We start from the raw sequence: 21,814 nt of genomic DNA, 5'->3' as shown, positions 1-21,814 counted from the left end.
GCCGCCGTCGAGGCTCAGAGCCAGCCGTTGCGCTTGAGGGTGCGGTGGATGGAGAAGCAGACCACCCCGATGACGCCCAGCACCATCGGATAGCCGTACGTCCAGCGCAGCTCCGGCATGTGCTTGAAGTTCATGCCGTAGACACCGCAGATCATCGTGGGTACGGCGACGATCGCCGCCCAGGAGGTGATCTTGCGCATGTCCTCGTTCTGCGCCACCGTCGCCTGCGCCAGGCTGGCCTGGAGGATCGAGTTCAGCAGCTCGTCGAAGCCGATGACCTCCTCGTGGACGCGGGCCAGGTGGTCGGCGACGTCCCGGAAGTACTTCTGGATGTCCGGGTCGATCAGCCGCATGGGCCGCTCGCTGAGCAGCTGCATCGGCCGCAGCAGCGGCGACACCGCCCGCTTGAACTCCAGGACCTCGCGCTTCAGCTGGTAGATCCGCCCGGCGTCCGTGCCGCGCGGGCTGCCCTTCGCCGGGGCCGAGAAGACCCCGATCTCCACCTCGTCGATGTCGTCCTGGACCGCGCCCGCCACCGCGATGTACCCGTCCACGACGTGGTCGGCGATGGAGTGCAGCACCGAGGAGGGGCCCTTGGCGAGCAGCTCGGGGTCGTCCTGGAGCCGATGGCGCAGCGCGCGCAGCGAGCCGTGGCCGCCGTGCCGCACGGTGATCACGAAGTCCCGGCCGGTGAAGCACATCACCTCACCGGTCTCGACGACCTCGCTGGTCGCGGTGAGCTCGGTGTGCTCGACGTAGTGGATGGTCTTGAAGACGGTGAAGAGGGTGTCGTCGTACCGCTCCAGCTTGGGCCGCTGGTGGGCGTGGACGGCGTCCTCGACGGCCAGCGGGTGAAGGCCGAACTCCCGCGCGATACCGGCGAATTCCTCCTCGGTCGGCTCGTGCAGGCCGATCCAGGCGAAGCCGCCCTCCTCGCGCACCTGGAGCATCGCCTCGTGCGGGGTGAGGCAGTTCGCACGCTCCAGGCGCCGCCCGTCGCGGTAGACCGCGCAGTCGACGACCGCGCTGGAGGCGGAGGGGTCACGGGTGGTGTCGTAACTGTTGTGCAGGGGGCCGGTCCTGCGCAGGGACGGCCGGACGGCGGCGCGGAGGTCGCGGATCATCGACATGCTGGCTCCTTCACGGAGGGCCGTCGGCGGGCACGTGGAACAGCCCGGAATGGGGACGTGGACCCACGTCCGCAAAGCGGGCGGCACCGCGGCGGCACGACGACGGCGTTCGCTACGGACAGGCAGAAGGGGAGTGCTCTTCCGTCGTGCGCGACGCCATGTACTCCGGGCACGGGGCCGGGGGTGTGGCGCGGTGCTTCGAACCTCGGCCGGTGGGGCCTCGGGTCACCGAGGGAGGCGAGGGGCGGAAGGGCGGTTGGTACTGCACGATCGACTTCGATCCATGACAGCCCCACCTCCTCCAGCCGGTCCCCCGTGGGGGATGACGTCTCGTCGGGGCGGAGAGCGACGCTTCTGCGTGCTGCCCCGAACAGCGGCCAACACTATCAGCCGACTGACGGTCAATCCCTTACTTTGCCCGTTCCATACGCGACCTATGCTCGCGGGATGGAAGAAATTCTTGCTCTGGTCGAGGCACGGCTGCGCACGGCCCTCGGCGAACCGGACGCACGCGCCTCGGTGACCTTCCTCGGCACGGACCGGATCGAGGTGCTCCGCTTCTTCGACGGGGACGTGGTGCGCTACGCCACGCTCGGGATGTCGGCACAGCCGATGGCCGATCCGACCGCCGCGGTCGTGGACCCGCTGAAGGGGCCGCGCGCCGAGCTGGTCCTCTCCGTGCGGGCCGGGCTCGCCGACACCGACGCGGTGCTGCGCCCGCTGGCCGTGCTGGCGGCGTCGCCGCAGGTCGAAGGGGTGGTCGTGGTGCCGGGTGCCTCGCTGGACCTCGGCGGTCCGCTCTGGCCGGGGGCTCCGTTCGACTCGGTGCTGGTCGCCGAGTCCGGGGGGCTGGTGGAGGATCTGGAGCTGGACGCGCCGAGGGAACCGGTGCGCTTCCTGCCGCTGCTGCCGATGACGCCCAACGAGGCGGCGTGGAAGCGGGTCAGGGGCGCGCAGGAGCTCCAGGAGCGGTGGCTCTCGCACGGTACGGACCTGCGCGACCCGCTGCGCGGCTCGGTGCCGCTGGACTGAGCCGGGCTTCCGTGTACATGGGGAAGCCCCGCCGCGCGGCCAAGGAGGGGGAACCGCGGGCGGGGCGGTACGGGGGAGCGGGGTCCTCAGTCGGCGAAGACCGTGACCCCGTCCTTGGTGGCGTGCCCGGGCGCCAGCTCCTCGGCCTCGTGGGTCAGGGCCGAGCGGCGCAGCCAGACGACGACCGCGCCGATCACGGCGGCGGCCGCGGCGACGACGAACGGGATGTGGATGTCGCTCCACTCCTCGATCTTCGGCGCCAGGTAGGGGGCGGCGGCCGCGGCGAACCAGCGGACGAAGTTGTAGCCCGCGCTGGCCACCGGACGCGGCGCGTCCGAGACGCCGAGCGCCAGCTCCGTGTAGACCGTGTTGTTCATGCCGATGAAGGCGCCGGAGACGATCGTGCAGACGATCGCGGCGGTGTGGTCGCCGTAGCCCAGCACCAGCAGGTCGGCGGCGAGCAGCACCAGCGAGGCGCCCAGCACCTTCAGCGAGCCGAACCGCTCCTGGAGCCGCGGCGCGACCAGCACCGAGAACACCGCGAGCAGCAGCCCCCAGGCGAAGAACACCGCGCCCGACTTGTACGGCGTCATGTTCAGCACGAACGGGGTGAACGCCAGGATCGTGAAGAACGCGTAGTTGTAGAAGAACGCCGAGGCCGCGACCGAGGCCAGCCCGCCGTGGCCGAGCGCCTTCACCGGGTCGAGCAGCGAGGTCTTCCGCGCGGGCCGGGGCTGCTCCTTCAGGAACGCGGTGATGCAGACGAAGCCGACGGCCATCAGCGCGGCCGTACCGAAGAACGGGTAGCGCCAGCTGGCGTCCCCGAGCACGGCGCCGAGCAGCGGCCCGCAGGCCATGCCGAGGCCGAGCGCCGACTCGTACAGCAGGATCGCCGCCGCGCTGCCGCCGGCCGCGGCGCCGACGATCACGGCCAGCGCGGTCGAGACGAAGAGCGCGTTGCCGAGCCCCCAGCCGGCCCGGAAGCCGACCAGCTCGCCGACCGACGACGAGGTGCCGGAGAGCCCGGCGAAGACGACCACCAGCGCGAGGCCGAGGAGCAGCGTCTTGCGGCCGCCCACCCGGCTGGAGACGAACCCGGTGACGAGCATCGCCACGGCGGTGATCAGGAAGTACGAGGTGAAGAGCAGGGACACCTGGCTCGGTGTCGCCTCCAGTCCCTTCGCGATGGACGGCAGGATCGGGTCCACCAGCCCGATCCCCATGAACGCCACGACGGACGCGCCCGCCGTGGCCCAGACGGCCTTCGGCTGCCGCAGGATGCTGCCCGCGCCCTGGTCGAACGGATCCTCTGTCATGGGCCCTCTCGCTCTCCGATTGATCGCCCTGGGTAGCTGCGCTATGCACAGAATAAGTTAGGCAATCTAATGAATGCAAGTTACATCTATTTCTGCTGGTGAGGTGCCCGCCGCGTACGGGTGATCTTGCTTGACGCGGCGGCGGTCGTGGAGGACCGTTGGTCGCTATGAGGGGCGAACCCAGTTGCCCGAAGTGCGGAGGCCGGGTCAGGGCGCCCGGTCTGTTCGCCGACACCTGGCAGTGCGCCGAGCACGGCAGTGTGCAGCCGCTCCAGCCGGTGATCCCGCCCAGTGTCGACGCCCTGGGCGTGGTGGTGCGCCGTGCGAAGGTCCCGGTGTGGATGCCCTGGCCGCTGCCGGTGGGCTGGCTGTTCACCGGAGTGGCGAGCGCGGGCGACGACCGCAGCGGAGGCCGGGCCACCGCCGTCGCCTGCTCCGGTCCCGGCCCGGTCGGCGGCATCGGCGAGCTGCTGCTCGTCACCGAGGACCTGGGCGTCGGCCTCGGCGCGCGCTACGCCGGGGTCGAGGGCCCCGACCCCGCCCCGTACCTGGATGTCGACGGCCCGCCGGACGTCAAGATGCTCGCCGCCGGCCGCCCCACCCCGCTCTGGAACGTCAAGGGCGCCCCGGCCGACCGGGCGGTCTTCGCGGGCGAGGCGCGCGGCCTCTGGCTCTGGGCGATCGTCTGGCCCGAGCAGTCCGGACTGCTGATGTACGACGAGCTGGTCCTCGCCGATCTGCGGGAGGCCGGGGGTGAGATGGACCTGGTGCCCTGCGGGGCGCTCACCCCCCGCCTGCTCGGCTGATACCCGCGCCGGGCGTCCCGTTCCGGCCGCCCGTCACGCCCGTCACATCCGTCCCAAAGGTGTTCGAACGCCGGTTATCCTTGAATGTCCCCTTGTCCGGCCCCGAACTCTGGAGTACGCGTCGTGCGCATCGACCTGCACACCCACTCCACCGCTTCGGACGGCACGGACACCCCCGCCGAGCTGGTGCGCGGCGCCGCCGCCGCGGGGCTGGACGTCGTCGCCCTCACCGACCACGACACCGTGCGCGGCCACGCCGAGGCGATCGCCGCCCTGCCCGAGGGGCTCACCCTCGTCACCGGAGCCGAGCTGTCCTGCCGGCTCGACGGCGTGAGCATGCATCTGCTGGCCTACCTCTTCGACCCGGACGAGCCCGAGCTGGCCCGCGAGCGCGAGCTGCTGCGCGACGACCGGGTGCCGCGTGCCCGGGCCATGGTGCGCAAGCTCCAGGAGCTGGGCGTGCCCGTCTCCTGGGAGCGGGTCGCCGCGATCGCCGGGGACGGCTCCGTCGGCAGGCCGCACATCGCCACCGCCCTGGTCGAGCTGGGCGTCGTCGAGACCGTCTCCGACGCCTTCACGCCCGACTGGCTCGCCGACGGCGGACGCGCCTACGCCGAGAAGCACGAGCTCGACCCCTTCGAGGCGATCCGGCTGGTCAAGGCGGCCGGCGGTGTCGCGGTCTTCGCCCACCCCGCCGCCGTCAAACGGGGCCGGGTGGTGCCCGAGTCCGCGATGGAGCGGCTCGCCGCCGCCGGGCTCGACGGCATCGAGGTCGACCACGCGGACCACGACGAGCCGACCCGGGCCAGGCTGCGCGGGATCGCCCGCGACCTGGGGCTGCTGACCACCGGGTCGAGCGACTACCACGGCAGCCGCAAGACCGTCGGACTCGGCGAGTGCGTCACCGACCCCGAGATCTACGGCGAGATCACCCGGCGCGCCACGGGAGCCTTCCCCGTGCCCGGGGCCGGCGGACCCCGCCCGGCGTAACGGCACACGCGCCGGGGCACGTACCCCGCCGCGTCCCTCTTACCTCGACCCGTCACCGCGCACCGCTGTCGCGCGCCCGGCCAACCGGTCGATCATTGCTCCGCGATGCGCCCCTCGGGGCCCTCCTGTCCCGCCCTTCTGCTCGCCCCCTCCTCCCGCAAGGCTCACTGTGTTCGACGTCGCTGTCTTTGGGTCCCTTTTTCTCACGCTATTTGTGATTATGGATCCGCCTGGGATCACGCCGATCTTCCTCGCGCTCACGGCGGGCCGCCCCGCCAAGACGCAGCGCAAGATGGCGTTCCAGGCGGTCGCGGTCGCCTTCGGGGTGATCGTCGTCTTCGGTGTGCTCGGCCAGCAGATCCTCGGCTATCTGCATGTCTCCGTGCCCGCCCTGATGATCGCCGGCGGGTTGCTCCTGCTGCTGATCGCGCTCGATCTGCTGACCGGCAAGACCGACGAGCCGACGCAGACCAAGGACGTCAACGTGGCGCTCGTGCCGCTGGGCATGCCGCTGCTGGCCGGCCCCGGCGCCATAGTGTCGGTGATACTCGCCGTGCAGCACGCCGACGGTGTCGGCGGCCAGCTCTCGGTCTGGTCGGCGATCATAGCCATGCACCTGGTGCTCTGGGTGGCCATGCGCTACTCGCTGCTGATCATCCGGGTCATCAAGGACGGCGGTGTCGTGCTGGTGACCCGGCTCGCCGGAATGATGCTCTCCGCCATCGCCGTCCAGCAGATCATCAACGGGGTCACCCAGGTCATACAGGGCTCCTGACCGCCCGGTGGACACCACAGCGCCCCCGCACGGACCTTCCGTGCGGGGGCGCTTCGTCTTTGTACGTCGTACGGCGTTACGAAGCCGAGGATTCGGCCGGGCGGATGTAGATGCGCTGGCCGGTGGCTGCGGCCTGCTGCACGATCCGGTTGACGGAGGCGGCGTCCACGACGGTGCTGTCGACGGCGGTACCGTCGACATCGTCCAGGCGCATGATCTCGAAGCGCATAAGGCTCCCCTTCGTCTGATCCTCCTGATGGAGAACTACTGGGAGGACGGATGAAACCCGTCCGCAAGGATGAGGGCGCCGGACACCGCTGTCCCGCGCTCCACAGGGGTAACAACGGCTTGCCCGGAGCAAACATTCCCTACGCTAAGGAAATTTTTTGGATGTCTAAGTATCAGCTGGTCACCGGGCGGGCGACCGCGACGAGGCGCGGATGAACGACGAAGAGATCCGCGAGCGGCTGGACCGCACCAACGAGCTGCTCGAACGCGTGCTTGCCGAGGTGTCGCGAACGCCCTCGACCCACGCGATCTTCGTCGACGCGGGCTACGTCTACGCCGCGGCCGGACTGCTCGTCACCGGTACCGAGGACCGCCGCTCCTTCGACCTCGACGCGGAGGGAATGATCGAGGCCTTCATCGACAAGGCCCGGACGATCTTCGCCGACAGCAGACTGCTCCGCGTCTACTGGTACGACGGAGCCAGACGGCGCATCCACACCGTCGAGCAGCAGTCCATCGCCGAACTCCCCGACGTCAAGGTCAGACTCGGCAACCTCAACGCCAACAACCAGCAGAAGGGCGTCGACTCGCTCATCCGCACCGACCTCGAATCGCTCGCCCGCCACCGTGCCATCAGCGACGCGGCCCTGGTCGGCGGCGACGAGGACCTGGTCTCCGCGGTGGAGGCGGCGCAGGGGTACGGCGCTCGGGTGCACCTGTGGGGCATCGAGGCCGGGGAGGGGCGCAACCAGGCCGAACCGCTGCTCTGGGAGGTCGACAGCCAGCGCACCTTCGACCTGGACTTCTGCCGCCCGTACGTCACCAGACGGCCCGTCACCACCTTCGAGGACGACACCCCGGCGCCGCCGCGCGACGACGTCCGCTTCGTCGGCGCGCAGATCGCCGCGGCCTGGCTGGCCGCCCGGGGCCGGGAATCCCTCGCCGACCTGCTGCCCGGCCACCCCTATCTGCCCGGCTCCGTCGACCAGGACCTGCTGGTCGAGGCCGAACGGCTGCTCCAGCACTCGCTGCGCGGCCACGCGCACCTGCGCCGGGCGCTGCGCGACGGCTTCTGGCAGCACCTCCAGTCGCAGTACTGAGGGCTCCGGGGGAGCGCCGCCCTACCGGCCGTCCCAGAACGCGGCGAGGGCGGCGGCCGTCGGCGCCGGGCGGTCCGTGTTGGGGGAGTGCCCGGCGCCGGTGATCCGGGTACGGTGCGCGCCGAGCCGGACCGCCATCTCGTCGAGCACCGGCACCGGCCAGGTGTCGTCGCTCTCCCCGGAGAGCACATGGACTGGCAGGTCCAGGGCGGCCAGCTCGGCCACCCGGTCCGGCTCGGTCGCCAGCTGACGGCCGGTGGCGATCAGCTGGGCGGGCCGGTTCAGCAGCCAGCGCCGACGCAGCGCCTCGCCGCCCGAGACCGTGTCCTCCGGCGGATCGAGGGCGCGCATCGCCTGCCACACCCGGGCCATGCTCATCGTCGCGAGGGCGTCGCCGAGCACCTTCGTCTTGCGCCGCTGGTCCTCCACGACGGCGGCGGGCCCCGACGACATCAGCGTCAGGGAACGGAACGGCGCGGCGTCGAGCAGCACCGCGGCGCGGGCGATCAGGCCGCCGAGCGAATGCCCGAGCAGATGGACGGTGCCCGCCCCGTCGGAGCCGAGCGCGGTGGCCTGGGCCAGTACGTCCAGGGCCAGCTCGCCCTGGGCGTACTCCTCCGGACGGTCCGTACCGGCCGGGGTCTCGTACTGCCCGCGGCCGTCCACCGCGACGGTGCGGTACCCGGCGGCCGCGAGCGGTTCGAGCAGCGCGACGAAGTCCTCCTTGCTGCCCATGTACCCGGGCAGCAGCAGGGCGGTGCCGCGCACGGCGCCGCTCGGCGAGGCGTCCAGCACCGCGAAGTCGCCGCGCGGGGTGCGGAGCTGACGGGCGTGGGCGCAGGGGGGCGGGGTGAAGGTGTGCGGCCGGCTCATGGGAGGAGGGTATGCCGCGGTGCGCCGGGGAGGCCGGGCGGGAGGGCGCCGGAAACGCCGGACGGGCCCGAGGTCGTCCCTCGGGCCCGTCCGGCGTATCGGGGCGGAGCGGTGGTGCGGCTCAGCCCTCGGTCTTGGCGGCGGCCGCACGCGGCGCCCGGCGCCTGCGCGGCTTCGCCTCGCCCTCGGCGGCCGGGGCCTCGACCACGACCTCCGCCTTCGGCTTGGCGGCCGCACGGGTACGGCGGCGCGGCCTGCTCTCCTGGACCGGCTCGGAGATCGGCGCGATCTGGAAGTCGACCTCGTCCTCGGCGGGCTTGACGACCCGGCGGCGACGCGGCTTGGTGACCGTCTGCGCCGGGGCGGCCGGCTCGGCGGCGGGCGCGATCTGGAAGTCGACCTCGGTCTCGGCCGGCTTGGCCGCACGGGTGCGGCGGCGGCGCGGCTTGGCCGCGGGGGCCTCCTCGGCGGCCGGCTCCGGCGCCGCGGCGGTCTGCGGCTCCACCTCGATCACGGCCTCGACCGTGTTCAGCACCACCTCGGCCGCGGCCTCCGGTGCGGCGGAGACCCGGGTACGGCGACGGCGGCGCGGGGTACGCGGCTCCGCCGGGGCGTCGGCGGGCGCGGCCTCGGCCGGAGCCGGAGCGGCGGCGGTGGCGTCCTCGGCGGCGACGGCCGAGCCGCCCCGGGTGCGACGGCGCTGACGCGGCGTACGCGGCGCGCGCTCCTCGCGTGCGGCGGGCGCGGCGGACGCCGCGGACTTGCGGCCCCGGCCGCCCGTCTCGCCCAGGTCCTCGATCTCCTCGGCCTTCAGCCCCGCCCGGGTCCGCTCGGAACGCGGCAGCACACCCTTGGTACCCGCCGGGATGTCCAGCTCCTCGAAGAGGTGCGGCGAGGTGGAGTAGGTCTCCACCGGGTCGTTGAAGTCGAGTTCGAGTGCCTTGTTGATCAGCTGCCAGCGCGGGATGTCGTCCCAGTCGACCAGCGTGATCGCGATGCCCTTGGCGCCCGCGCGGCCGGTCCGGCCGATGCGGTGCAGGTAGGTCTTCTCGTCCTCGGGCGACTGGTAGTTGATGACGTGGGTCACGCCCTCGACGTCGATGCCGCGGGCCGCGACGTCGGTGCAGACCAGCACGTCGACCTTGCCGTTGCGGAAGGCGCGCAGCGCCTGCTCGCGGGCGCCCTGGCCGAGGTCGCCGTGGACCGCGCCGGACGCGAAGCCGCGCCGCTCCAGCTGCTCGGCGATGTCGGCCGCGGTGCGCTTGGTGCGGCAGAAGATCATCGCGAGGCCCCGGCCGTTGGCCTGGAGGATGCGGGAGACCATCTCCGGCTTGTCCATCGAGTGGGCCCGGTAGACGTGCTGCGAGATGTTCGCGACGGTCGCGCCCTCGTCGTCCGGCGAGGTGGCGCGGATGTGCGTCGGGTGCGACATGTAGCGGCGGGCGAGACCGATGACCGCGCCCGGCATGGTCGCCGAGAACAGCATCGTCTGCCGCTTCGCCGGAAGCATGGTGATGATCTTCTCGACGTCGGGCAGGAAGCCCAGGTCGAGCATCTCGTCGGCCTCGTCGAGCACCAGGGCGCGGACGTGCGAGAGGTCGAGCTTGCGCTGGCCGGCCAGGTCGAGCAGGCGGCCCGGGGTGCCGACGATCACGTCGACGCCCTTCTTGAGCGCCTCGACCTGCGGCTCGTACGCCCGGCCTCCGTAGATCGCGAGCACGCGGACGTTGCGGACCTTGCCGGCGGTCAGCAGGTCGTTGGTCACCTGCTGGCAGAGTTCACGGGTCGGGACGACGACCAGCGCCTGCGGCGCCTCGGTCAGCTCCTCGGGCGCGGCCCGCCCGGCCTCGACGTCGGCCGGGACGGTGACGCGCTCCAGCAGCGGCAGACCGAAACCGAGAGTCTTGCCCGTGCCGGTCTTGGCCTGCCCGATGACGTCGGAACCGGAGAGCGCGACGGGAAGCGTCATCTCCTGGATGGGGAACGGGGACACGATGCCGACGGCTTCGAGGGCCTCGGCTGTCTCGGGAAGAATCCCGAGGTCACGGAACGTAGTCAGGGTGCTGCCTCTTCTGTGAGACGCGGCCCGAGGCGAACGCTGGGGGTCGTACCACGCCGGTATGGGTCATCCGGCCGCGGATGGGCCGGGTGGCGCGGGACCACTGCCGTCGCTCGAGCGCTCGTGCCGCTGAGGGGGTCCCTCATCTGCGGTCGTACGTGTCGCACGACTCGCGCGGAGGGCTGTCGGGTCGGAGCCGATCGGGCCACCGACCGGGCATCCTCATTCGTTTTCACCTTTTTCACGCCACCGGTACGTCCAAAATACTCAGTAGGCGCAATACCACTGTACCTCGGATTCGCGCATGTGTGTTGGGCGAATTCATCGGAACGGTGTGATGTCACTGGTTGGCCGGGCCCTTCCACACACCTCCGGGCGGGCTATTCTGCGCTCCATGGAGACGCCTGACAACGCCACTGAAACCCCCGAACCCACCGGAATCGCCGCCCAGGACTGGGCCACCGCGTCGGTGGACCCGCAGTACCGGGCAGCCGTCGTGGACCTGCTGGGAGCGCTCGCGTACGGGGAACTGGCGGCCTTCGAGCGGCTTGCCGAGGACGCCAAGCTCGCGCCGACGCTGACCGACAAGGCGGAGCTGGCGAAGATGGCCTCCGCCGAATTCCACCACTTCGAGCGGCTCAGCGAGCGGCTGGCCGAGATCGAGACGGACCCGACCGCCGCGATGGAGCCGTTCGCCAAGGCGCTCGACGACTTCCACCGCCAGACCGCGCCGTCGGACTGGCTGGAGGGCCTGGTCAAGGCGTACGTCGGCGACTCGATCGCCAGCGACTTCTACCGCGAGGTCGCCGCCCGGCTCGACTCCGACACCCGCTCGCTGGTCCTCGCCGTGCTCGACGACACCGGACACGGCAACTTCGCCGTGGAGAAGGTGCGCGCCGCGATCGAGGCCGAGCCGCGCGTCGGCGGCCGGCTCGCGCTGTGGGCCCGCCGGCTGATGGGCGAGGCGCTCTCCCAGGCCCAGCGCGTGGTGGCCGACCGCGACGCGCTCTCGACGATGCTCGTCGGCGGTGTGGCCGACGGCTTCGACCTCGCGGAGGTCGGGCGGATGTTCTCGCGGATCACCGAGGCACACACCAAGCGCATGGCCGCGCTCGGACTCGCGGCGTAGGCGGTCCGCCGGGGCCGGCCGGCGGGCCGGCCTCAGGCCGCCGCTGATCGGCTCAGCCGTTGACTGCGCGGACGGATCAGCAGGGAGAGCGTCACGGCTCCGATCAGCGCCGAGCCGATCAGCGCGGCCACGGCATGGCCCGGCCCCAGCATCGAATGCATGAGGTAGACACCGAACAGCGCGCCCAGCGCGCCGGTGGTGAGGACGGTGCGGCGGGACGGCAGTCGATCGGGCAGTGAGCGGAGCGCCAGCCAGGCGAGAACGAGCCCGAGGGCGACGGCGCCGAGCGGTTCCAGGATCACGGTGGATCACCTCGCGGATAGCGGGGCGGTCAGGGGGCGACCGGCGCGTTCGTGCCGGACGGACCCCCGGATACGGTCGTTGGTGGTCCTACCCGAGGTGGCCGGAACGCAACCCTCCTCCGCGCCGCCTCCGCAACCGGAATCCCGCCGCGCGCCGCGGACCCGCGGTACGCACGCGGACGGGCGGCGGCCCGGTGGTCGTCCCACCGGGCCGCCGCCCGTCCGTCGCTCGGAGCGCGTGGTCTACAGCGCGCCGAATCCCACGCGCCGCGCGGTGGGCTCGCCGATCTCCACGTAGGCGATCCGGTCGGCCGGCACCAGGACCTTGCGGCCCTTCTCGTCCGTGAGGCTGAGCAGCCGCGCCTTGCCGTTGAGCGCCTCTGCGACGGTGCTCTCGACCTCTTCGGCGGAAAGCCCGCTCTCCAGAACGATCTCGCGGGGCGAGTGCTGCACCCCGATCTTGACCTCCACGGCTATGTCCCTCCGACGGTCAGTCCCTGCGCGGTGAGCCGCGCCGTACGCACCACACATTAGCCCGCTGAGCGGGGCCGTCGGCGTCGGCGGGCAACGCCCGCAGCGAACACGGACGGCGGCCGCGCCGGGCGGCCCGCGTCAGTGCTGCTCGATGCCGTGCAGCGGGAAACCGGCGATGCCCCGCCAGGCCAGGGACGTCAGCAGCTGGACCGCGGTGTCGCGCGGAATGGCGGACCGGCTGGAGAGCCAGTAGCGGGCCACGACCTGGGAGACACCGCCCAGGCCCACCGCGAGCAGCATGGACTCGTCCTTGGAGAGCCCCGTGTCCCCGGCGATGACGTCGGAGATCGCCTCCGCGCACTGCAACGACACCCGGTCCACGCGCTCGCGCACCGCGGGCTCGTTGGTCAGGTCGGACTCGAAGACCAGCCGGAAGGCGCCGCCCTCGTCCTCGACGTACGCGAAGTAGGCGTCCATCGTCGCGGCGACCCGGAGCTTGTTGTCGGTGGTCGAGGCCAGGGCCGTGCGGACCGCCTGGAGGAGCGACTCGCAGTGCTGGTCGAGCAGGGCCAGATAGAGCTCCAGCTTTCCGGGGAAGTGCTGGTAGAGCACCGGCTTGCTGACCCCGGCCCGCTCGGCGATGTCGTCCATCGCGGCGGCGTGGTAACCCTGCGCCACGAAGACTTCCTGCGCGGCGCCCAGCAGCTGGTTGCGTCGGGCGCGGCGAGGCAGGCGAGTGCCCCGCGGGCGCGCCGCCTCGGTCTGCTCGATGGCTGTCACGCCGCCTCCCAAGTGTGTGATCTGACTCAGCCCTTCCGTACACGCTGCGCCCTGCGGCCATCGTACTTTTGGGTAACCCGGCCATGCGTGGCGCGGACGCAGAATTTCATGGACCGGACGGCTGCGGTAGCCATGGATTCCCCGGCCACCGGGACAAAACAGCTTGTATCAGCGGTAATCGTCCTCATCCTGTGCCACGACGCGGGTCTGTTCCACCGCGTCCGCCTCGTTCGCGGCGTCCGGGTCCACGTCCGTGAGCGGTTCGTCGTCCCGCTGCTGGAGATCGGCGCGCTGCTCGGCGGCGTCCGCGCGGGGGGTCTCCTGGTCCGGCTCGTCCGGCTGCACGTCCGCGAAGGTCTCCGGGTCGCTGGGGTCGACCGTCATGGGTGACTCCCTTCCTCGCCTTCGAGCGTAGGAGCTGTCCCGGCGGTCCGCCATGGGGTGCCTGTGACCGCGAACACATGAATCGAGGTGTGATCGTCTCGTAACATTGCCGCATGTCTTCGACCGAGCTGCCGGGAGTCCGTGCCGCTACCGCCGCGGTGTCCCCGACGCCCGGTGCCGACGGGGGTGCGGAGGAGGAGCTGCGGTCCGTCACCCTTCCCGGGCTGACGCTGACCGTCCGGTCCCGGCCCGCCGGGCGGACCGGGCTGCCGCCCGCGCTCTATGTGCACGGGCTCGGCGGCTCCTCGCTCAACTGGTCGGCGCTGATGCCGCTGCTCCAGGACGTGGTGGACGGCGAGGCGGTCGACCTCCCGGGCTTCGGCGACTCCCCGCCGCCCGACGACGGCAACTATTCGGTCACCGGCCACGCCCGCGCCGTGATCCGCCTCCTCGACGCGGCCGAGCGCGGCCCGGTCCACCTCTTCGGCAATTCGCTCGGCGGCGCCGTGGTCACCCGGGTCGCCGCCGTCCGGCCCGACCTGGTGCGCACGCTCACGCTGGTCTCGCCCGCGCTGCCCGAACTCCGGGTGCAGCGGACGGCCGTGCCGACGGGGCTGCTCGCGGTGCCCGGGATCGCCGCCCTGTTCGCCCGGATGTCCCGGGACTGGACGGCGGAGGACCGCACCCGCGGCGTGATGGCGCTCTGCTACGGGGACCCGTCCCGGGTCACCGAGGCCGGCTTCCGGGACGCGGTGGCCGAAATGGAACGCCGGATCGCGCTGCCGTACTTCTGGGACGCGATGGCGCGCTCGGCACGTGGCATTGTCGATGCGTACACGCTCGGGGGGCAGCAAGGACTGTGGCGCCAGGCCGAGCGGGTGCTCGCACCGACCCTGCTGGTGTACGGCGGACGGGACCAGCTCGTCTCGTACCGGATGGCACGCAAGGCGTCCGCGGCCTTCCGGGACGCGCGGCTGCTGACGCTGCCCGACGCGGGGCACGTGGCGATGATGGAGTACCCGGAGGCGGTCGCCCAGGCCTTCCGGGAACTGCTGGACGAACGCGGCGGGAGCTGATCCGGGGCGTGGGACGACATAGTCGAAAGGGCCCCGGACCCTCGGGGTCCGAGAGCGAGGCCGCCGCCGCGGAGGCGGACGGCGAGCGGGGGGCGACCGGATCGCCGGTCCCCGGCAGTGGGCGTCGGCGCAAGCCGGCGGAGGCGGACGCACCGGCCGGTTCCGGGGGACACGACCCGTTCCAGCAGACCGGCCAGGTGCGCGGCGGCCACCCCGAGCAGCACGAGCCGGGCGGCGGCTGGGGCACCGGCCCGCAGCCCCGTCTCCGGGCCGACGGGGCCGGACCCGCCGCACCGCGCCCCCCGGCCCGGCGCACGGCCCCGGGGCAGCCGCCGACCGGTACCCGGCCGCTGATACCGGGACCGCGGCGCGAGTTCGTCGAGGCGTTCGACGCACCGGCCGCGCCGCGCGGGACCTCCCTGCCCCCGGCCCGCCCCGCCGATCCGTACGCCTCGGTCGGTGAGTGGGACGAGGAGCCGCCCCCGCCCTCGGACGACGCCCCGGCCAAGGGCGACAAGGGGGGCAAGGGCCGGGCCTTCGCCGGGATCGCCGCCGCCGCGGTGACCACCGTGCTCGCGGTGGTCGTCGCCGGGCAGGTCGCCCAGGACGACGGGTCCAGGAGCAGCGCCGCCCAGCCCTCCGGCGTCGACCGGGGCGGCGCCGACGGTGCCTCCCGCTCGGACGGCCGGGGAACGCCGACCCCGCAGGAGGCCGCGGTCAAGCCGCTCTCGTACGCCGAGAAGATGGCCAGGGCCTATCCGCTGGACCCGAAGCTCAAGGCGTCCGGGAAGTTCGAGACCGTGCCCGGTAAGGCGAAGGCCCCCGGGCGCGGCCGCACGTACCGCTACCGGATAGACGTCGAGAAGGGGCTCGGTCTCGACACCGCGCTCTTCGCGCGGGCCGTCCAGGAGACGCTCAACGACGACCGCAGCTGGGCGCACGACGGGGCGATGACCTTCGAGCGGGTCTCCACCGGCCACACCGATTTCGTGATCACTCTGGCCAGCCCCGGGACCACCGGCGACTGGTGCGCCAAGTCCGGGCTGGACACGACCGTGGACAACGTGAGCTGCGACTCCGCGGCGACCGAGCGCGTCATGATCAACGCCTACCGCTGGGCGCAGGGCTCGTCGACCTTCGGGCCGGACAAGCTCCTCGCGTACCGCCGGATGCTGATCAACCACGAGGTGGGCCACCGGCTGGGACACAACCATGTGAGCTGCCGCACGCCCGGGGCGCTCGCCCCGGTGATGCAGCAGCAGACCAAGTCGCTGGACATCGACGGCATCAAGTGCCGCCCCAACTCCTGGGTGTACCCCAAGGGTTGACGCCGCGCCGGGTGGGTCCGCGGACGCCGCGGGCCCACTTCCGGACCGTCCGCGCCTTCTCGCCGTACTCGGAGTAACGGCTGCACACGCCCCTGTTCTGTCCGCATATTGAGATCGCCGTCTCGAATCGCGTTGACATCATCTGGGCGCTCCACCATATTTCTCGGCATGTCACACGGCCCCGTCCTCCCCGATCGCGCAGTCATCGAACTGGCGCTCATCGGCGTGACCGGGCACAGTGTCGCCGACATCCACTGTTGCTGACGCCCGTCCGAGCGCGCGTCCGCCCGCGGTCCGGCCCTGAGGGGCCCGTCCCGCCCCGTGGTGCCGCCGCGCCGGACCCCTCCGTCCGCAGGCGCGGCAGCCACCGGTGTCCCCCCGGCCCTCCACGGCCCTCCGGCCGCCCTCTCGCCGCTGCCCGCGCGGACTTGTTTTCTCCCGTTTTCAGGCAGTACGTCCGAGAGGTCATCTTCCGATGCGTCAACCGTCCGTCATATCGCGCCGCGTGGCAGCGGCCACCGCCGTACTCGTCGTCGCCGCGAGTGTCGCTGCCTGCGGGCCCGAGGACAAGAAGGGCGGCGACAGCGGTGCCGGAGCGGCCGGGAAGCCGGCGAAGGGCGGCACGCTCACCGTCCTCAACAGCAAGCCCCAGTCGGACTTCGACCCCGCCCGGCTCTACACCTCCGGCGGCGGCAACGTCCCGTCCCTGGTCTTCCGTACGCTCACCACCCGCAACCGGGCCGACGGCGCGGCCGGTGCCAAGGTCGTCCCCGACCTCGCGACCGACCTGGGCCGCCCCAGCAAGAACGCCACGGTGTGGACGTACACGCTCAAGGACGGGCTGAAGTACGAGGACGGCACCCCGATCACCAGCGCCGACATCAAGTACGGCATCGAGCGCTCCTTCGCCGCCGAACTCTCCGGCGGCGCCCCCTACCTGCGCGACTGGCTCATCGGCGGGGCCGACTACCAGGGCCCGTACAAGGACAAGAAGGGCCTCGACTCGATCGAGACGCCCGACGAGAAGACCATCGTCTTCCACCTCGACAAGCCGGAGGGCGAATTCCCCTTCCTGGCCACCCAGACCCAGACCACCCCGGTGCCGAAGGCCAAGGACACCGGCACCAAGTACGAGGAGCACCCGGTCTCCTCGGGCCCGTACAAGGTGGTGCGCAACGAGGGCGACGGCGAGCGGCTCGTCCTGGAGCGCAACCCGCACTGGTCGGCCGCCACCGACGACCAGCGCAAGGCCTACCCCGACCGGATCGACGTCCGCTCCGGGCTCGACTCCGCCGTCATCAACCAGCGGCTCTCCGCCTCGCAGGGCGCCGACGCCGCCGCCGTCACCACCGACACCAACCTCGGCCCGGCCGAACTCGCCAAGGTCACCGGCGACAAGAAGCTCGCCGCCCGCGTCGGCACCGGACACTTCGGCTACACCAACTACATCGCCTTCAACCCGAAGGTGAAGCCCTTCGACGACCCGAAGGTGCGTCAGGCCATCGCCTACGCCGTGGACCGCTCCTCCGTGATCAACGCGGCCGGTGGCTCCTCGCTCGCCGAACCCGCCACCACCTTCCTGCCCGCGCAGGCGGCTTTCGGCCACACTCCGTACGACCACTTTCCGGCCGGGAAGAACGGCGACGCCGCCAAGGCCAAGGAGCTGCTGAAGGAGGCCGGCCACCCGGACGGGCTGACCGTCACCCTCACCCACTCCAACGAGAAGGACTTCGCCACCGGCCCGGAGATCGCCACCGCGCTCCAGGAGGCCCTGAAGAAGGCCGGCATCACCGTCCGGCTCAAGGGCCTGGAGAGCAACGACTACTCCGACACCGTCTACAACGTGAAGAGCGAGCCCGGCTTCTTCCTCGGCGGCTGGGGCGCCGACTGGCCGTCCGGCGGCCCGTTCTTCGCGCCGATCTTCGACGGCCGGCAGATCGTCAGGGCCGGCTACAACTTCAACTCCGGCCAGCTCAACGACCCCGCGGTCAACAAGGAGATCGACGAGATCAACAAGCTGACCGACCTCGAGGCCGCCGCGAAGCGCTGGGGCGCCCTGGACGAGAAGGTCGGTGAGCAGGCCCTGACCGTGCCGCTCTTCCACCCGGTCTACAAGCGCCTGTACGGCGAGGACATCAAGAACGTCGTGATCAGCGACTGGACCGGCGTCCTCGACATCTCGCAGGTAGCGGTCAAGTAACCATGGCCGACGTATCCGCGGCCGAGGAGGCGGGGGCCGTGGCGGCCCCCGCCTCCGGGGCCCGTCCGTTCTGGCGGCGGCTGCGCGCCCGGCCCTCGGCGCTGGTGGCCGCGGCCGTCGTCGCCCTGCTCGTCCTGGCCGCGCTCGCCGCCCCGCTGCTCGCCGCCGTCGAGGGCCAGGACCCGACCACGTACCACCCGGACCTCGTCGACTCCGCCACCGGCGGGGTGCCGCTCGGCTCCTTCGGCGGGATGAGCGCCGAGCACTGGCTCGGCGTCGAACCGCTCACCGGACGCGACCTGTTCGCCCGGGTCGTGTACGGGGCCCGGGTCTCGCTCGGCGTCGCGCTGGCCGCCACCCTGCTCCAGGTGGTCATCGGCGTCGCCGTCGGTCTCGCCGCCGGGCTCGGCAACCGCCTCGTCGACCAACTGCTCAGCCGGGTCACCGACGTGGTGGTCGCGCTGCCGGTCATGGTGATCGCGCTCGGCGCGCTCGCCGTCGTACCCGCCGGCTTCCCCCGCCCCGTCCTGATCGCCGTGATCATCGGCCTGGTCGGCTGGTCCGGCATCTCGAAGATCGTGCGCGCCCAGACCCTGTCGCTGAAATCGCGCGACCACGTCGCCGCCGCCCGGCTCAGCGGCTGGGGCTCCTGGCAGATCGCCCGGCGCGAACTGCTCCCCTCGCTGGCCGCCCCGGTCATCACGTACGCCGTGCTGCTCTTCCCGGGCAACATCGTCGTCGAGGCGGCCCTGTCCTTCCTCGGCGTGGGCATCAAACCGCCCACCCCGTCCTGGGGGCAGATGCTCAGCGACGCCGACACCTGGTACCAGGCGGCACCCACCTATCTGCTCATCCCCGCGCTGCTGCTCTTCATCACCGTGCTGGCGCTGACCGTCCTCGGCGAGGGCGTCCGCACCGCGCTCGACCCGCGCGCCGAGTCCCGGCTGCGGGTGGGCACCGGCCGGAAGAAGGAGGCCGACGCGTGAAGTGGTTCCTGCTCAGACGGCTCGGCGGGGCGGTGCTCGTCCTGTTCGTGCTCAGCGTCGTCGTCTACGCCGCCTTCTACGTCGCCCCCGGCAACGTCGCGCAGATCGCCTGCGGACCGCGCTGCTCGCCCGCCCAGGTCGCCCAGGTCAGCGAGCAACTGAACCTCGGGGACCCGCTGTACACGCAGTACGCGCACTTCCTCCAGGGGCTCTTCGCGGGCCGCGACTACTCGACCGGCACCGGTGTGCTGCACTGCCAGGCGCCGTGCCTGGGGCTCTCCTACCAGAGCGACCAGCAGGTCACCGAGCTGATCCTGGCCAAGCTCCCGGCCACCGCCTCGCTCGCGCTGGGCGCCTTCGTGCTGTGGATGCTGCTGGGCGTCGGCACCGGGCTGCTCTCGGTGTGGCGGCGGGGCCGGCTCACCGAGCGCTTCCTCACCTGGATCACCCTCGCCGGGATGGCCACCCCGGTCTTCGTCATCGGGCTGCTGCTGATCATCGTCCTGGTCACGGCGCTCCAGATCCTGCCCTTCCCGGACTACGTGCCGTTCACCGAGGACCCGGAGCAGTGGGCGTGGAACCTGCTGCTGCCGTGGATCTCGCTGGCCCTGGTGTCGGCGGCGCCGTACGCCCGGATGACCCGGGCCTCGATGCTGGAGACCCTGGCCGAGGACCATGTGCGGACCTTCCGGGCGTACGGGGTCGGCGAGCGGGCGCTCGTCGGGCGGCACGCGCTGCGCGGCGCGCTGGGGCCGGTGATCGCGCTCGGCGCGCTGGACATCGGCTCGATGTTCGGCGGTGCCGTGCTCACCGAATCGCTCTTCGGGATCCCGGGGGTCGGCCGCGAACTGGTCGACGCCGTGAAGCACGTGGACCTTCCGGTCGTCGTGGGGCTGGTGCTCGTCACCGGGTTCTTCGTCGTCCTCGCCAATACCGTCGCCGACATCCTCCAGGCGATGGCCGACCGACGGGTGGTGCTGGCATGAGCCTGGTCGAAGTCTCCGATCTGTCCGTCTCGTTCGGCGACGTACGGGCGGTGGACGGGCTGTCGTTCTCGCTGGAGCCCGGCGGGGCGCTCGGGGTGGTCGGCGAGTCCGGCTCCGGCAAGAGCGCCTCGGCGTACGCCCTGCTCGGACTGCACCGGGGCACCGGCGCCAAGGTCACCGGCTCGATCCGGGTCGCCGGGGTGGACGTGACCGCCGCGAGCGACGCGGAGCTGCGGGCCCTGCGGGGCGCCGGGGCCGCGATGGTCTTCCAGGACCCGCTCTCCTCGCTCGACCCGTACTACGCGGTCGGCGACCAGATCGCCGAGGTGTACCGGGTCCACAACAAGGCATCCCGGCGGGCCGCGCGGGCCCGTGCGGTGGAGGTGCTGGACCGGGTCGGCATCCCCGACGCCGCCCGGCGCTCCCGGTCCCGGCCGCACGAGTTCTCCGGCGGGATGCGCCAGCGGGCGCTGATCGCGATGGCCCTGGCCTGCGAACCCCGGCTGCTCATCGCCGACGAGCCCACCACCGCCCTCGACGTCACCGTGCAGGCCCAGATCCTGGACCTGCTGCACGGGCTGCGCCGGGAGACGGGGATGGGGCTGCTGCTGGTCACCCACGACGTGGGCGTGGCGGCCGAGTCCGTCGACGAGGTGCTGGTCATGCGCGCCGGGCGGGCGGTGGAACGGGGCCCGGTGGGCCGGGTGCTGGTGGCCCCGCGCGAGCCGTACACCCGGGAACTGCTGGCGGCGGTGCCCCGGGTGACGGGGGAGCGCCCCGCTCCCGACGCGAAGCCGACGGCCGACGCCGAGGTGCCGGTCGGGGGCCTCCGCGACCTCGCGGAGCCGGACCAGAACGCCGACAGTGCCAGGAAGCCGGACCCGAACGCCGACGTGCTGGTCGAGGCCGTCGACGTACGGCAGGTCTTCGGCCGGGGGAAGGGCGCGTTCACCGCCGTCGACGGGGTCTCGCTCGCCGTGCGGCGCGGTGAGACCCTCGGCGTCGTCGGCGAGAGCGGCAGCGGCAAGACCACCCTCGGCCGGATGCTCGTCGGGCTGCTGGAGCCGACCTCGGGCCGGCTCACCCGCGACGCCCGGGTGCAGATGGTCTTCCAGGACCCGGTCTCCTCGCTCAACCCGCGCCGCTCGGTCGGTGAGTCGGTCGCCGACCCGCTGCGGGCCGCCGGCCGGCGCGACGAGAAGGCGATCAGGGCCCGGGTCGGCGAGCTGCTGACCCGCGTCGGACTCGACCCGGAAGGCTACGACCGCTACCCCCACGAGTTCAGCGGCGGGCAGCGCCAGCGCGTCGGGATCGCCCGCGCGCTGGCCGCCGAGCCGGAGCTGATCGTCTGCGACGAGGCCGTCTCCGCGCTCGACGTGACGACCCAGGCCCAGGTGACCGCGCTGCTGGCCCGGCTCCAGCGGGAACTGGGGCTCGCCCTGGTCTTCATCGCCCACGACCTCGCCGTCGTCCGCCAGGTCAGCGACCGGGTCGTGGTCATGCGGCGCGGCCGGATCGTCGAACAGGGCACGGTGGACCAGGTCTACGGGGACCCGAAGGACCCCTACACCCGGCAGCTGCTCGCGGCCGTGCCCGCGCTCGACCCGGCGCTGGCGGCCGTGCGCCGCGCGGCCCGCAAGGAGCTGGCCGCTGCCTGACGCCCCGTGACCTTCCGTACGCCCAGCACAACAGAACGTTGTCAGGGCGGGAAAGTTACGACGGTTCACCCCTTTCGGTGGTGGGGGGGGGCCCCCCCCCCCCCCCCCCCCGGGGGTTGGCCTAAAATATTGCCCCGGGGTGCCGCCGGGTTTTTAGGGGGGCCCCCCCCCGGGCGCACCGCGGGGCCCACGGGCGGGTGGG

General features: G+C 72.2%; 22 protein-coding genes. 13 read left to right on the top strand and 9 right to left on the bottom strand.

Annotation, left to right across the window (positions count from 1 at the left end; translation table 11 throughout):
• Positions 1-14: 14 nt before the first annotated feature.
• Positions 15-1,130, bottom strand: a complete 1,116-nt coding sequence (locus tag ACF08W_RS26345) for a magnesium and cobalt transport protein CorA (RefSeq protein WP_385214028.1) — start codon at positions 1,128-1,130, stop codon at positions 15-17.
• Between the two features lie 447 nt (positions 1,131-1,577).
• Between ACF08W_RS26345 and ACF08W_RS26340 the strand changes: the two genes are divergently transcribed.
• Positions 1,578-2,162, top strand: coding sequence for a suppressor of fused domain protein (locus ACF08W_RS26340; protein WP_392280726.1), 585 nt, complete (start codon positions 1,578-1,580; stop codon positions 2,160-2,162).
• Between the two features lie 86 nt (positions 2,163-2,248).
• Here ACF08W_RS26340 and ACF08W_RS26335 read toward each other — a convergent pair whose 3' ends face one another.
• Complete coding sequence (locus ACF08W_RS26335) at positions 2,249-3,478, bottom strand: MFS transporter (RefSeq protein ID WP_392280725.1); 1,230 nt, start codon at positions 3,476-3,478, stop codon at positions 2,249-2,251.
• A 167-nt stretch (positions 3,479-3,645) separates the two neighbouring features.
• Here ACF08W_RS26335 and ACF08W_RS26330 point away from each other — a divergent pair, with 167 nt between their 5' ends.
• From ACF08W_RS26330 to ACF08W_RS26320, 3 genes are all read left to right on the top strand, one after another.
• Positions 3,646-4,284, top strand: a complete 639-nt coding sequence (locus ACF08W_RS26330) for a DUF6758 family protein (protein WP_385214020.1) — start codon at positions 3,646-3,648, stop codon at positions 4,282-4,284.
• A 123-nt stretch (positions 4,285-4,407) separates the two neighbouring features.
• Positions 4,408-5,274, top strand: a complete 867-nt coding sequence (locus ACF08W_RS26325; protein WP_385214018.1) for a PHP domain-containing protein — start codon at positions 4,408-4,410, stop codon at positions 5,272-5,274.
• Between the two features lie 169 nt (positions 5,275-5,443).
• Complete coding sequence (locus ACF08W_RS26320; protein WP_385214015.1) at positions 5,444-6,049, top strand: MarC family protein; 606 nt, start codon at positions 5,444-5,446, stop codon at positions 6,047-6,049.
• Between the two features lie 76 nt (positions 6,050-6,125).
• On the opposite strand, the gene ACF08W_RS26315 is transcribed toward ACF08W_RS26320, so the two are convergent.
• Positions 6,126-6,278 (bottom strand): hypothetical protein, encoded by a 153-nt coding sequence (locus ACF08W_RS26315; protein ID WP_352278284.1) that lies wholly within the window; start codon positions 6,276-6,278, stop codon positions 6,126-6,128.
• Between the two features lie 211 nt (positions 6,279-6,489).
• Here ACF08W_RS26315 and ACF08W_RS26310 point away from each other — a divergent pair, with 211 nt between their 5' ends.
• Positions 6,490-7,377 (top strand): NYN domain-containing protein, encoded by an 888-nt coding sequence (locus ACF08W_RS26310; protein ID WP_352278285.1) that lies wholly within the window; start codon positions 6,490-6,492, stop codon positions 7,375-7,377.
• 21 nt (positions 7,378-7,398) lie between these two features.
• Here ACF08W_RS26310 and ACF08W_RS26305 read toward each other — a convergent pair whose 3' ends face one another.
• Together ACF08W_RS26305 and ACF08W_RS26300 are read right to left on the bottom strand one after the other, a co-directional pair.
• On the bottom strand, positions 7,399-8,250 hold the full coding sequence (locus tag ACF08W_RS26305) for an alpha/beta fold hydrolase (protein ID WP_392280724.1): 852 nt from the start codon (positions 8,248-8,250) through the stop codon (positions 7,399-7,401).
• Between the two features lie 121 nt (positions 8,251-8,371).
• Positions 8,372-10,219, bottom strand: coding sequence for a DEAD/DEAH box helicase (locus tag ACF08W_RS26300; protein ID WP_392280723.1), 1,848 nt, complete (start codon positions 10,217-10,219; stop codon positions 8,372-8,374).
• Between the two features lie 484 nt (positions 10,220-10,703).
• Here ACF08W_RS26300 and ACF08W_RS26295 point away from each other — a divergent pair, with 484 nt between their 5' ends.
• Positions 10,704-11,438 (top strand): ferritin-like fold-containing protein, encoded by a 735-nt coding sequence (locus ACF08W_RS26295; protein WP_352278288.1) that lies wholly within the window; start codon positions 10,704-10,706, stop codon positions 11,436-11,438.
• Between the two features lie 32 nt (positions 11,439-11,470).
• On the opposite strand, the gene ACF08W_RS26290 is transcribed toward ACF08W_RS26295, so the two are convergent.
• From ACF08W_RS26290 to ACF08W_RS26275, 4 genes are all read right to left on the bottom strand, one after another.
• Entirely contained in the window at positions 11,471-11,740 is a 270-nt protein-coding gene (locus tag ACF08W_RS26290) for a hypothetical protein (RefSeq protein ID WP_385214005.1), read from the bottom strand.
• A gap of 243 nt (positions 11,741-11,983) precedes the next feature.
• Positions 11,984-12,211, bottom strand: coding sequence for a DUF3107 domain-containing protein (locus tag ACF08W_RS26285; protein ID WP_352278291.1), 228 nt, complete (start codon positions 12,209-12,211; stop codon positions 11,984-11,986).
• 141 nt (positions 12,212-12,352) lie between these two features.
• Positions 12,353-12,994, bottom strand: a complete 642-nt coding sequence (locus ACF08W_RS26280; protein WP_352278293.1) for a TetR/AcrR family transcriptional regulator — start codon at positions 12,992-12,994, stop codon at positions 12,353-12,355.
• A 168-nt stretch (positions 12,995-13,162) separates the two neighbouring features.
• Complete coding sequence (locus tag ACF08W_RS26275; protein WP_392280722.1) at positions 13,163-13,378, bottom strand: hypothetical protein; 216 nt, start codon at positions 13,376-13,378, stop codon at positions 13,163-13,165.
• A 113-nt stretch (positions 13,379-13,491) separates the two neighbouring features.
• On the opposite strand from ACF08W_RS26275, the gene ACF08W_RS26270 reads away from it, so the two are divergent.
• From ACF08W_RS26270 to ACF08W_RS26240, 7 genes are all read left to right on the top strand, one after another.
• Positions 13,492-14,454, top strand: coding sequence for an alpha/beta fold hydrolase (locus ACF08W_RS26270; RefSeq protein WP_385213997.1), 963 nt, complete (start codon positions 13,492-13,494; stop codon positions 14,452-14,454).
• Between the two features lie 8 nt (positions 14,455-14,462).
• On the top strand, positions 14,463-15,782 hold the full coding sequence (locus ACF08W_RS26265) for a DUF3152 domain-containing protein (protein ID WP_392280721.1): 1,320 nt from the start codon (positions 14,463-14,465) through the stop codon (positions 15,780-15,782).
• Positions 15,783-15,950: 168 nt separating this feature from the next.
• On the top strand, positions 15,951-16,046 hold the full coding sequence (locus tag ACF08W_RS26260; RefSeq protein ID WP_323180069.1) for an Ms4533A family Cys-rich leader peptide: 96 nt from the start codon (positions 15,951-15,953) through the stop codon (positions 16,044-16,046).
• Positions 16,047-16,257: 211 nt separating this feature from the next.
• A complete protein-coding gene (locus ACF08W_RS26255; RefSeq protein ID WP_352278299.1) occupies positions 16,258-17,982 on the top strand; it encodes an ABC transporter substrate-binding protein in 1,725 nt (574 codons plus the stop codon).
• A 2-nt stretch (positions 17,983-17,984) separates the two neighbouring features.
• Positions 17,985-18,968 carry an ABC transporter permease gene (locus ACF08W_RS26250; RefSeq protein ID WP_392280720.1) on the top strand — a complete coding sequence of 328 codons (984 nt, stop codon included), beginning with the start codon at positions 17,985-17,987 and terminating at the stop codon, positions 18,966-18,968.
• Entirely contained in the window at positions 18,965-19,954 is a 990-nt protein-coding gene (locus ACF08W_RS26245; protein ID WP_392280719.1) for an ABC transporter permease, read from the top strand. Before ACF08W_RS26250 ends, ACF08W_RS26245 begins: the two co-directional genes overlap by 4 nt.
• Entirely contained in the window at positions 19,951-21,612 is a 1,662-nt protein-coding gene (locus tag ACF08W_RS26240; protein WP_392280718.1) for a dipeptide ABC transporter ATP-binding protein, read from the top strand. The genes ACF08W_RS26245 and ACF08W_RS26240 overlap by 4 nt, the downstream gene beginning before the upstream one ends.
• Positions 21,613-21,814 lie beyond the last annotated feature (202 nt).

It is taken from the genome of Streptomyces sp. NPDC015144 (assembly GCF_043079735.1).
Lineage (GTDB): Bacteria > Actinomycetota > Actinomycetes > Streptomycetales > Streptomycetaceae > Streptomyces.
The sequence above is the reverse complement of the archived record's forward strand: the minus strand, read 5'-3'. Positions and strand labels throughout refer to the sequence as shown.